This is a genomic window from Legionella nigrisilvae, assembly GCF_977063395.2.
Window position 1 is genome coordinate 176,145 of sequence record NZ_CDRUGZ020000011.1, and the last position, 12,139, is coordinate 188,283.

Here is a 12,139-nt window from a genome sequence, read left to right on the forward strand (position 1 = left end):
CTTAAATTATACAATTCCGAGATTATCAAACTTTCTTCTTGTGAAATCTTTACCACTTTTTATCAATACACCAGTCTACAATTAGAACGTAGATGAATTATGAGTTGCTCCAAATATAGCCAACCCTTGGGTACGAAACCAGTACTTATCTCTAGCAATAACATATGTTTTGAGTTCAGGAATCGCCTGAATATCAGCGTAATCCGTAGTTACAAAATAACTCCGTCCAATAATGTAATGCTCTTTTGTATTTCTAGAAGGAGTCACTAGGATAAACCCATCAGGAACGATTTTGACTATTTTCCGCATAAAATCCACGATGTCCTTTTCTTGTTCAATTCCATTCTCAACCCCTAAAAGATACGGAACAAAGGCGGTATCAAAAGTCTGTTCTTGTATTTTATCTATGGTTCCCACCTGAAACTGAATGTTTTTATCCAATTCATAATTCGTTTGATTTATGGATTGAACGGCTCGTTGAACCAATCCCACCATATAGTGTATATAGGCTCTCCGTAATAAATTGGGTTGAATAGTCCAGAATAAAAAATTAACAAGTTTTCCCTGTGATAGATTGATCAAGGGTGGGTACCAACATGTGAGTGCGTCAAATAATTCGCCGACTGATGGTAATGCATTTCCTTGAGTATCATATTCACGATAAAGATAGTATTTCTTAAATGCTTTCATCCATGCAATCGTTACTGGATCTTTGTCATAAGCAGTCACAGATTTAGCGCCCGCAAATGCGAATAAAAAACTGCTAGTTCCATATGCTGGAATGACTAAAACATTTTTTCCTTCAATATGGGGTCGTATATCATATCTTTTTTTTTGATTTCCGGCCAAAGCGGATGATAAGTAGCGCTCTGCTCCCATGGGGTATATTTGTACTTCTTTATTGTCAGCAAGTCTTGTTATACGTCTCTCTAAGATCCATTTTTTTTCTTGCTTAGTTAAAATAGTTTCATAAGCTGACATACTACTCCCAAGTTAATTTCTTGAAGATTGTAATCGCAATGACTTACCCCACTTCTTTATAAAAAAAGGGAACTTTGAGAAGTGAGAATCTAATCTTTCTGCAATTTTTTTCCCAAACGCTTGCGAAGGCCGCTCAATAATTAGATGTAGGAACCAAGATAATAGGATGGAAATAAACATAACCACACATAATGCAAGCTCAATATTAAAATTCCTATCCAACATAATGCGCAGGAGACTGTAACCCACAATGCTGTGAATAATATACAAGGGATAACTCACATCAGCTAAAAAATTAAATATGGGGTTTGCTTTAAAAAAATGAGGAAATATATAAGCGAACATGAACATTAATAAAGCCAATGCATAGCTCCAAGCCAATATTAAATTTTCTGAATAAGGCCCAACCCGCCAGGCAATGCAAAACATAAAAAATAAGGTACTTATTAACAAATACCCCAAATCAGAGGATATTTTATCACTGTATAAATAATGAAAAACAACTCCGATAAACATGAAAATTATATAAGGTGATGACATCATGTAGATTTCTGCCTGGATGAAGGCAACTAAATGATTCATAGCCCACACTGGAATCATGTGCGATACATAACATGACAAAAGAAAAAAAGCTGTGGGTATAAGGAAAATCTTTAGTGAATAACTACGAAACCAGGCAATTGAGAGTGCTACTATAAGATAAAATTTCATTTCTATTTCTAAAGTCCAGACAATGGTATCTATATTTCTCGAACCAAGAAGATCGCGAAGGCCGGGAATGAAATGAATTAACACTTCGTGAATCGAGTAAGGCAAAACTGCAGAAAAATATCTCGCACATGAAAATAAAGCCAATAAAGTAATGCTAAACCCTAGCATGTAGGTTGGAATGATACGAAAACAACGGCTTATGCAAAATTCTAGGCCACTCCTTCGATGGAGTGAAAAAGGAATAACAAAACCACTGATAATAAAAAATAACCCTACTCCAAAAGAACCCCAATCGAAAAGAGGGAAGCAATTAAACCAGGTAATAAATGTTGGTATACTATGTGTTTCAGGAGATAGAAGTGGCGCATTAATTAGATGAGCGATCGAATCCCTCTTGTACCAAAAAGTACTTAAATAATGGGATAAAACAACCGATAATGCCGCAAATCCGCGTAAGGTATTTGCAAATTCGATTTTGAAATTATCACTCATACGTAGGAACTACCTCCCCTTTCGATAACTTTTAGAATAGTCGTGCTATATTTCTTAGATTATTATCAACTAGCAAACACTGATTGTATCTCAGCCCATTTTCTTTGCCTATATCCGTTCGGGTAGTGCGTCGTCCTATAGTGAATTTACATGCCTATTCAGCAAGATATTTTTTGATACCGAGAAGATTCGTATTTTTTTGTCAAAGTCAGACTATTTTTCAATTACTTTTGGCTTTGATAATCTAAATTTTTTCTAAAAAACAGTGTCCAATTAATTTCTTCTTTTAACTTAAAAATTAAATACATGATAATAGTTTACAAGTAATCAGAATAAATTCATTATCTTTGATTCTTTAATTTAATATAAATAAATTTTAGATAATAAATAAGCTTTCCTTCATCCCGCGTCAAGTACATTGAAACGCGGCGATTTCATTAACCATTTTATTTAAGGACAAATGTATGGCTAAAATTCTTTGCGTTTTATATGACGACCCAATTAATGGATATCCAAAACATTATGCGCGGGATATCCTTCCTAAAATAGAACACTATCCTGATGGGCAAATAGTACCTACTCCTAAACATATTGATTTTAAACCTGGAACTCTACTTGGTTCGGTATCTGGTGAACTGGGATTGCGTGAATTTCTTGAAGCTCAAGGCCATCAATTTATTGTTACTTCTGATAAAGAGGGACCAAATTCAATTTTTGAAAGAGAATTACCCGACGCTGATATAGTGATTTCTCAACCCTTTTGGCCCGCTTATTTAACTTCCGATCGGATTGCTAAAGCCAAAAAATTGAAATTAGTAATCACGGCAGGTATTGGTTCGGATCATGTAGACTTACAAGCTGCTAAAGAAAAGAACATCACCGTTGCAGAAGTGACTTATTCAAACAGTATAAGCGTTGCAGAGCATGTGGTCATGATGATTCTTTCTTTGGTGCGTAATTATTTGCCTGCTCATCAGTGGGTTATCCAAAAAGGTTGGAATATTGCGGATTGTGTCACGCGTTCCTACGATCTGGAAGGAATGACGGTGGGTTCTGTCGCATGTGGACGTATCGGTTTGGCGGTGATGAAACGCTTAAAACCTTTTGATGTTAAATTACATTATACAGATCGCCATCGATTGTCTGAGAAAACCGAAAAAGAATTGGGATTGGTTTTTCATAATCGTATTGAATCCCTTGTTGAAACCTGTGATGTAGTGACTATTAACTGCCCTTTAACACCAGAGACTGAAAATTTATTTGATGAGCAATTGATTAATAAAATGAAACGTGGCTCTTATCTAATCAATACCGCTCGAGGAAAAATATGTAATCGCGAAGCGATTGTAAGAGCGTGTGAAAATGGGCAACTGGCAGGCTATGCAGGTGATGTATGGTTCCCACAGCCCGCTCCAAAAGACCATCCTTGGCGCACCATGCCTCATCATGGCATGACTCCTCACATTTCAGGAACTTCCTTATCCGCGCAAGCTCGCTACGCGGCCGGAACACGTGAAATTTTGGAATGTTGGTTAGAGGGTCGCCCTATCCGTGATGTTTATCTTATTGTCGATCAAGGCAGACTCGCTGGAACAGGAGCGCATTCCTATAGTATGGGTAATGCAACTGTAGGAGCTGAAGAAGCATAGATAATTTGAACATCAAAAAAGAATGAATATCGTTTAACTATTAATTTATTTATAGAATGAACGATATTCATGTATTACTATTTCTTTTGCATACATCTTCTACCCAAGAGCAGCCGCAGTTAGAATAGCGGATAATAATTTTACAAAAAGAAAATAAACAAAATTCGTTTGGGTTGCGAAGGATCATAATCAATGATTATAACCTCCTCCGCGTATTGATCTTTTGTATATTCAGAAATGGTTTTGTGCCAAAATCTATATGCTATTTGATTTTCTGGAATCACAGAAACTTCCCAGTGTCCTGGATGAAGCTTAAAAACTTTTTCCACAACCGCCCTTCCTACTCCTTTTTTTTGAAATTTTCCTAGAATAAAAAACTCACCCATATTCCAATCGGTTTTAGGAAACTTTACTTCATGGTTTAAGAGAACAAATCCGGCAAGCTCCCCATCGATTAAAACTTTATAAGCTTTTCGAGTTTCATTTACAAAATACTCTTTAAAATCAAAACATTCGTACAAACCATCCGCTGGAATATTCCAATCAGTAGAATTAAATCCGCATTCTTTTGACATGTCGTACACATAGAAACGAGCCATGTTTTGGATGGTTGGGTAATCTTCAAGTGTTGCCTGTACAAGTTGTGGCTCAAAAGATTTTTTTTTCATCCTGCTCACTTAAAGTTAACAAAAATAAGTTTAGAACATCTATACTAACTTATGATTTTACCATTTAACTAAGGAAGGTACGTATCATGTATAAAAAAATTATACAAACCGCTGTATTTGCATTTACACTGGTACTAAGTCCAGTTGTATTGGCACATTCTGGAGGTTGTGGAGAGGGATTTAAAAGCATGGTTGAATCACTAAAACTTGATGACGGCCAAAAGGCTAAAATAAAACCTATTTTAGACCAGCTTAAAACCTCAATGAAAAATGATGCGGAGCAAATGATGAATTTAAGTCGACAAATAAATCAACAAGCTCAATCAGCCAATATGGATCAATCTACAGTAGACGATTTAATTGATAAGAAAACAAAACTGATTGGGGATATGATGAAAGCCAAAATCACCGCGAAAAATCAAATTTTTGGCGTACTTAATACACAACAAAAAACAGAACTGCAAAATAAAATGAAAAAGATGGAAGCAAAAATGGAAGAAAAATTTAAAAACTGCCATAAAGAATAATCTGCATGAAACAATTAATTCAGGAATAATGTTCGTTGTTCCTGAATTTTTTAGGATAAAAAGGTATTTTCATGTTATTAAAAGAATATCTTAACTGTGATGCAATTGAACTTGCAAAACGAATTAAAGCACGTGAAATTAGTCCCGATGAGGCTATAAATTGCGCTCGCTCCCGAATAAATGAAGTAAATACCACACTCAATGCAATTGTTACTGATTGTTCTGATTTTGCAAAGAAATCTCTCGCGAATCTTAGTGGTAAGGAGCCCTTTTATGGTGTTCCTTTATTAATTAAAGATTTAGGACAACCCCTTGTAGGAACCCGTAGCACCGAAGGATCACGATTTTTTGCTAACAATATTGCTCAGTTCACTAGTGATCTAGTGAGTAAAATGATTTCATTAGGTTTTATACCCATAGCCAAAACTAACACACCTGAGTTAGGTCTTTCCTATGTTACAGAATCTTTTTTATTGGGTCCCTGTCGTAATCCCTATGACCACAATAGAACGTCTGGTGGTTCTTCGGGAGGTTCTGCAGCTGCGGTTGCTGCGGGTATTGCACCAGTTGCTACAGCAAGCGATGGTGGAGGCTCCATTAGAATTCCTGCTGCATGTTGTGGTTTGTTTGGGTTTAAGCCGACAACCGGTTTAACACCCACAGGCCCTTTGACAAATGAATTGTGGTCTGGTTTGGCGGTTAATTTTGTTTTAACGCGATCTCTTAGAGATTCGGAAGCATTATTTAATCAATTAGCAGATCGTTCACGAATTCTTCTGCATCAACCGAATAAAAAGCCATTAAATATTCTTTATCTCGATGGTGTTTTTGCCTCAGTACCTGTTGCAGAGCCATGCCTTGAAGCAGTAAATTTAGTGGAACAAGCATTAAAAAAAATGGGACATACGGTTCAGAAAAAAAAATTAATTCTGGACCTTGATGCCATCGGTAATTGCGTACTTACTCTTATCGCTGCTAATACATATTCAGTAATTAAATTACAAGAGATTCAATTAGGAAGAAAGGCAACACATAATGAACTTGAACCCGTAACTTGGGAGTTTTACCAGCGTGGACAAGCCCTTTCAGCCTATGAGTATCTTATAGCAAAAGCGCGTTTATACCAACTTACTCAGCCACTCCATCGGTTATTAAATTACTCGGATATAATATTAACCCCTGCTCTGGCCCAACTTCCCTTACTAATCGGCGAGTTAAGAACTGATGATGAGTTCGAGAATTATTTACAAAAAAATGTTGAATTTTCTCCATTCACCTCATTATTTAATCAGGCAGGCCTGCCAGCAATGACCATTCCGGTCATGATGCATCATCAACTTCCAGTCTCCATACAAATTGGGGCTGCTCAGGGAAATGACTTACTCCTGTACTTTTTGGCAAAAGAATTGCAAACTGTACTGCCTGACTTTAATAAATGATTACTTAAGAATAAAAATAAGAGTTCATTCATGCAAAAAAATCAAACCACTATAGAATTTCATAACTCCCTACCCGCTGATGTAGCAAAACTTATGCAAGAAGATATGGTAGCATATGAAACCAGTAAAGGAATCGATGTTAATTATAAAACTTTTTGCCTCATTTTAAGAGATGAAAATCAACAAGTATGTGGTGTCCTCAATGCATTCACTGCATTTGCTGAGATTTACATTGATGATATGTGGGTACATCATCAACATCGTGGTAAAGGTTATGGCAAAAGATTACTGCAAGCACTTGAAGATCAATTTCAAGGCAAAGGCTTTAATAATATAAACCTGGTCACTAGCGCATTCCAAGCTCCTGAGTTTTACAAAAAATGTGGTTTTATAGTTGAGTTCATCAGAGAAAATACTAAAAACCCCAAACTCACAAAAACATTTTTGATCAAATATTTTAAAGATGAGATTCAGAAACAAGGAATCTTAGAATAAAACAGCTTAAATAATTATATAAGAGCTCTTACTATAAGGAGAGAGCTCTTTTATTCTTAGTGATTTGGCATGGGATTACTTTTACCCATATTTTGGATGTTAAGATTACTTTTTTCAGGCAAGCTGCCTAGTTTTGGCATATTTTTATCAACTGCGTTAGTGCTCTTTGGAGCATTTTTTTCCATTGCTTCTTTACCATGTAGTGCGGTTGATTTTTGAGGATTACTTTTAGCTTCCTGATTTTTTGAAGCAGGAGATGCCTTACTTGTCGCTAGCTTAGTATTTTTTTTGGAACTTACTTTTTTCACTGATGATTTTTTAGCAGTAGGCGTACCCTTTTTTGCAGGCGAAGCGGAAGCCGCTTTATTATTACCGGATACCGCTTTCTTTGCAGTTGAAGTAGCTTTTTTCATAGCAGAGGAACCCTTCTTCACAGCAGACTTAACTGCGGTAGATGCTTCTTGGGTACTCTTTTGCATAAGATTAGAAGACTCACTCATCATTTTTTTAGTATTTTGATCCAAATTTCTAGAGACATTTAACCAATGACCTTCAAGAATATTAAATGTTTCTCGCATATACTCTAAAGTCATATGACTATTTTGAATGAACAATTCCATATTTTTTTCAAAAAAGTCCTCTGGTCTTTTTAGGCTCAATAAATCCACAGGTTTCATTAAAGATAAGTTCTGCATCATTTTAACATTGAGCTCCATGAGTTTTTGCATCGGAGCATCAAAATTGTTAAATAATTTTTGCTCAAAAAATTCATTTTTCATTAGCATCTCCTTATGTTGCATTGCACAATTCAAGGTTAGTTATAATTAATTAATTTGTCAAATAAAATCTATGAAGCCTTGGGAGGTCTTTTTTATTGTATCCCCACTTTATATAACTCAATTCTAATTCTACTTATCTTTGGATTTTCAATCGCTCAAAAATCTCCACAATTATAACAAATAGATTTTTTATAAAAAGCAATAGCACAAATCATGTTTTTTCAGGTAGGATGAAAAGGGATTTTTATTGTAATTTTTCAAGGAGAGTATTGTGGGGACACTTACAGTTGATGGAATGACCGCTGTTGAAAAATCAAAAAAAGAGCGTGCGGACGCTTTAAAATTATTAACTTCCAAACCGTATAACTCAAACGACGAAGAACAGCAAATAGCACTTAGAAAATATATTAATGACTTTGAATACAATGCCAATCTAATGTACCTTTTCCAAGGAATGAGTACCGGACTGACGGCTTGGGGCGGCTCCTGGCTCGCAGGATTCCTTCTACCAATTCCTGAGTTTGCAAATTACTTTCTAAGTATGTTTCTTTACTGTGGAGCAGCTGGCTATATTCTCCAAAATTTTAGTCTAGCCAATTTTCATAGCCAACTTGATGAAATGAAAACTATTTACAACTGGTGTTTGAAAAAAAATCAGGCTGAATATGATGGCACTGATAATACCAGCACCCTCTCTAATCCAGATATCCAACGCATGATCAAATTAATGGCTCCATTATGCTCCAATGAGTTTATGCTAGTATGGAAAAAAGTAACTGCAACTGAGGAAACTAAAACCTCTATTTGGAGTAGTTTCTACAGTGCTTATTCCCTCTTTTCATCATCTAAGCCTGATGTGGATCTCAATCGTCTTCAAGATTTAAAGGCTAGCGTAGAAAGGCGAGAACTTGATGTAGGGGTATATAAAGGGGTAGAAAGCGCCATTCGTTATTTCGCAACAGATGCCCATTTTAGAGAACTTTTAGTCGCTAAAGTAAAACAACCTGTGGACCAGATAAGAGAAATGTTGCCTTCGGCACTAACCTTTGGACACTCAAAATCGGAATAGTAAATAGTATTTTCAATTACCCCGGGATACTCTAAGTAATCGGGGTTTTTTAATTTAGACATCTACAAAGCAAATACGCAGTGTACACCGCTGTTAAGAGCTATTCTTACCCCCTTTATTACAAAATGAGCACCTCTGGAACACCTTAAGCTTAGAGCTTCTGATTCGCACAAAAGAATATCCAATTTCCTATTCCAGATCATTCAAATATCACTTCCACACCAAATTAATAAAATTTTAATCCAAGTGTCTATAATATATTTATATTGATTCTATTTTGTACCAAAATGTATTCATATCGTATGGGCTTTTTTAAGCCAGTAATTAAATATATACAAGATAAGAAATTAAATAAAGAGCAAGGTAAAGTCCTCGAAAAGTTGTTTGCGTTTATTAAAAATCATGAAATGCATATTCCAACTATACGGAATACTCCTTCTGAAGTATCCTCTCAAGGCAGCGAAGAAGTTATAAAAATATCTTCTGAAGAAGAGAAAAAAGCTCAAGTATCAGACACCCAAACCGAAGCATCCATAACAATACAAAGAATTTGGCGAACTTACTTATTAACTAAAGAATTCTATTCTGCGGAAGGAACAAAAGCCTATTGGAAAATGCTTGATAGACAAGATCCTACCTTAGTCGATAGTGAAAGTAATCTACTTGCCAAAATGATGTATGGAAAAACAATAGCTGCCGTAAAAAATGATAGCAACTTTCCAGTAACACAACATCCTGATTGGCCAACAGAACGTTACTATCACAGAGATGACAAACTACAGGGAAAAGCAATTGATGATATTATAAAAATTTTTGTTACTGAGATCGATTATAAAAAGAATGTATACGTGCCTATAATTTTAGTAAATAATGCATCTATCGATGATCTATTAACAAATTATTTAGCTCCCGAACACTTACCTTTTATTAAAATACATAAAAAAGAAGGTGAAAATATAGGGATAGTACAAATAGATTTAAGAAAACGTGATGAAATTCTGAGTAAAATTCAATCTGCTGGATTAATTGCTTCGCCCTGGGAATTAGCTAAACTTCATACAAAATATCTCTCTAAAGAAGAAGAGCCTCCAGAAGAGGTCTCTATGAATCTAGAGTCTATTGAGGAAGAGTCCCCAGAGGGAGTATCCCCCAAAGAAGAAGAAATTGATACATCCACAATGGCAAGGTTGTTAACCACAATGCCAAACACTATTAAAGACCTAAAAGAAAGCGACATAATGCTTGGTTTATTTAGAATGGCAATCAAAAAAAATAATCCAAATAGATTGTTAGCTTCTTGTTTACATAGAATGATCTCCGCGTTACCCGAAACTGAGATTGATTCAGAAGCAGTTCAACGCATAGCTCTATTTTTAAGCTTTGGAACAAAGTTTTATACTTATAATTATGAACGTTTCTCCTTTTCTGTTTATGCCATAACTCATGAAATATCTCTATTGCTTAACAAAGCCCTAGAGAACGACATCTCCGTTGTAGAATACAGTAATTTCAAAAAATCCATTGAGAAAAATGTTATTTCATCATTTGCTTTAAACTATGAGCCAGACAAATCTTATAGAATGATTGCTGCGCCTGCTATGGCAGGTACCCATGCTTTTATGGTAGCAATGGATTTGGCCAAGAAGATGAAGCTTCCAGAAGGAAAAAAACCAGTTATCAAGACTATCGGATCAAAGTATTTTGAATTTAATAAATTTTTACCCACCAAAGAGGAAAATGAAACAGATGAAATTGCAGATATCTATCATGTCTCCACGGGCCCGATTGTAAATCCAGATGGGATTCATGCAGGAATAGATTTAAATCTTTTTATAAGAAATCAATTGATGAAAGGGAAACAAGATCTTGAAAAACCTATATCAATAGTTGTTGATGTTACTACCGGATTGCATAAAAATTTAAAACTGGATGAGGATATAAAAAAATTAGTCAACAACGGGACATTATCAATTATATGTTATGAGAGTTATCAAAAATTTGGCTTGGCTCATACCGATCAAGTGCAAGGCGGCGTGGTTTATGGTGTGTGTGGCGATGGTTCTTTTTCACCAGAAATTATTGATGAGTTTGAGCAAAAAGCAAAAGATGATTTAGAAAATCATCTGGATATGGTGATTGCAAGCTTTATGCATGAACACAGTGGATACTACTTAGAAAAAATCAAAGAACAACATTTTGAAAATGGAGCTTTATTCAGAAATTTTTTTGCTAACTTGGATAATTATAAACAAAAGGAAATTTATTATAAGGATATGTTAAATGATTTAAATGAATTGTATTTTTTCGTCATCGCAGATTCTCCTAAATTGAAAAAAGCAGCAAGCTCAAATTTCCCAAATCGCGATAGCTTTGGGCATTTTGGCTCAACCTTATCCACGGTTTCATCGGTAGATCGACTTTCCCCAAATGCCTCAGATAAAGTTGATACGCTGATTCAAATTTCCCAATTATATCTTTCAAGCAGATTTACAAGAGATGAACTATTTATGTTTACGACCTCATTTCTAAATAAGAAAAATGGACAACCATTTAACAAACAAGAACAAGTTATTTTTGCAGGATTATTAATTGCATTAAAGAACTTAAGTATGAATAAGCCCCCTCTAACGAAAGCAGAAGAATTTGAAATTTCATACGGAAGCCATTACTTGTCAAAATCGGCCCAATTTATTTCAGGTAGAAATTCTTATCAAGCTTTATTAGAGAGAGTGAAATATACTTCGAAACCCGAAGTTAAAGAGACTAATTTTATTGATCAAGAGAGGGTGAATAAATTTTTAGGTTCTAATCCAAAGCATCAAGATGCGATGAGTGTTTTAGATGAGTTAAAAAAACTCTCTAAAGTTGAAAACAAAGGAGCTTCAGAACAAAACAAACACAAGGCAATAATAGCTTTACAACTCGCTTTTTTATGGCACGAACAAAATCCTGCAACAAAAGAGCCAGTCAAAAAGTTCAATTTCAGCTCTAATAAGTTAATTTGTGAAGCAATTGTAGCACTTAGTAATTGTGATATTCTATCTCGTAATGTGGTTTGGAGCTTGTTGCGTGGAACTAAAAACTCAAAAAGACTGGCTGAAGAAATTGTAACATTGCATCATAATAAATCACTAAACTCTGAGTCTCTGAATAACATGATGAATGGTGCTTTAGCTCAAAAAGGTGAACCCAGCGGATCTCCATATTTACCTAAAGCAGTTCCCGATGGGTCTATAAAATCGACCACTAATGCTAAAAAAATCATTGATACACTAAGGAGAGATGACGCTAGTACAGAACATGGACCAAGTCCCACTAAATAAACCCGC

General features: G+C 35.3%; 10 protein-coding genes. 6 read left to right on the forward strand and 4 right to left on the reverse strand.

The features are described from left to right. Positions 1–81 precede the first annotated feature (81 nt). The gene (locus ACWTE2_RS00815) at positions 82–981 is read right to left on the reverse strand and encodes an ABC transporter permease (protein ID WP_454783753.1); all 900 of its coding nucleotides are present in this window, start codon (positions 979–981) and stop codon (positions 82–84) included. Positions 982–993: 12 nt separating this feature from the next. Beyond that, entirely contained in the window at positions 994–2,184 is a 1,191-nt protein-coding gene (locus ACWTE2_RS00820; protein ID WP_454783754.1) for an acyltransferase family protein, read from the reverse strand. Positions 2,185–2,648: 464 nt separating this feature from the next. On the opposite strand from ACWTE2_RS00820, the gene ACWTE2_RS00825 reads away from it, so the two are divergent. Further along, positions 2,649–3,833: an NAD-dependent formate dehydrogenase gene (locus tag ACWTE2_RS00825; RefSeq protein WP_454783755.1), complete on the forward strand. Its 1,185-nt coding sequence runs from the start codon at positions 2,649–2,651 to the stop codon at positions 3,831–3,833. A gap of 140 nt (positions 3,834–3,973) precedes the next feature. On the opposite strand, the gene ACWTE2_RS00830 is transcribed toward ACWTE2_RS00825, so the two are convergent. Beyond that, positions 3,974–4,501, reverse strand: a complete 528-nt coding sequence (locus ACWTE2_RS00830; protein ID WP_454783756.1) for a GNAT family N-acetyltransferase — start codon at positions 4,499–4,501, stop codon at positions 3,974–3,976. 86 nt (positions 4,502–4,587) lie between these two features. Here ACWTE2_RS00830 and ACWTE2_RS00835 point away from each other — a divergent pair, with 86 nt between their 5' ends. From ACWTE2_RS00835 to ACWTE2_RS00845, 3 genes are all read left to right on the forward strand, one after another. Beyond that, positions 4,588–5,028, forward strand: coding sequence for a Spy/CpxP family protein refolding chaperone (locus ACWTE2_RS00835; protein ID WP_454783757.1), 441 nt, complete (start codon positions 4,588–4,590; stop codon positions 5,026–5,028). A gap of 71 nt (positions 5,029–5,099) precedes the next feature. After that, a complete protein-coding gene (locus ACWTE2_RS00840; RefSeq protein ID WP_454783758.1) occupies positions 5,100–6,467 on the forward strand; it encodes an amidase in 1,368 nt (455 codons plus the stop codon). A gap of 30 nt (positions 6,468–6,497) precedes the next feature. Next, positions 6,498–6,962, forward strand: a complete 465-nt coding sequence (locus tag ACWTE2_RS00845; RefSeq protein ID WP_454783759.1) for a GNAT family N-acetyltransferase — start codon at positions 6,498–6,500, stop codon at positions 6,960–6,962. A 56-nt stretch (positions 6,963–7,018) separates the two neighbouring features. On the opposite strand, the gene ACWTE2_RS00850 is transcribed toward ACWTE2_RS00845, so the two are convergent. Further along, on the reverse strand, positions 7,019–7,741 hold the full coding sequence (locus tag ACWTE2_RS00850) for a hypothetical protein (protein WP_454783760.1): 723 nt from the start codon (positions 7,739–7,741) through the stop codon (positions 7,019–7,021). Positions 7,742–8,012: 271 nt separating this feature from the next. On the opposite strand from ACWTE2_RS00850, the gene ACWTE2_RS00855 reads away from it, so the two are divergent. Together ACWTE2_RS00855 and ACWTE2_RS00860 are read left to right on the forward strand one after the other, a co-directional pair. Further along, positions 8,013–8,810: a hypothetical protein gene (locus tag ACWTE2_RS00855; protein ID WP_454783761.1), complete on the forward strand. Its 798-nt coding sequence runs from the start codon at positions 8,013–8,015 to the stop codon at positions 8,808–8,810. A 287-nt stretch (positions 8,811–9,097) separates the two neighbouring features. After that, positions 9,098–12,133, forward strand: coding sequence for a hypothetical protein (locus tag ACWTE2_RS00860; RefSeq protein WP_454783762.1), 3,036 nt, complete (start codon positions 9,098–9,100; stop codon positions 12,131–12,133). Positions 12,134–12,139: the final 6 nt, after the last annotated feature.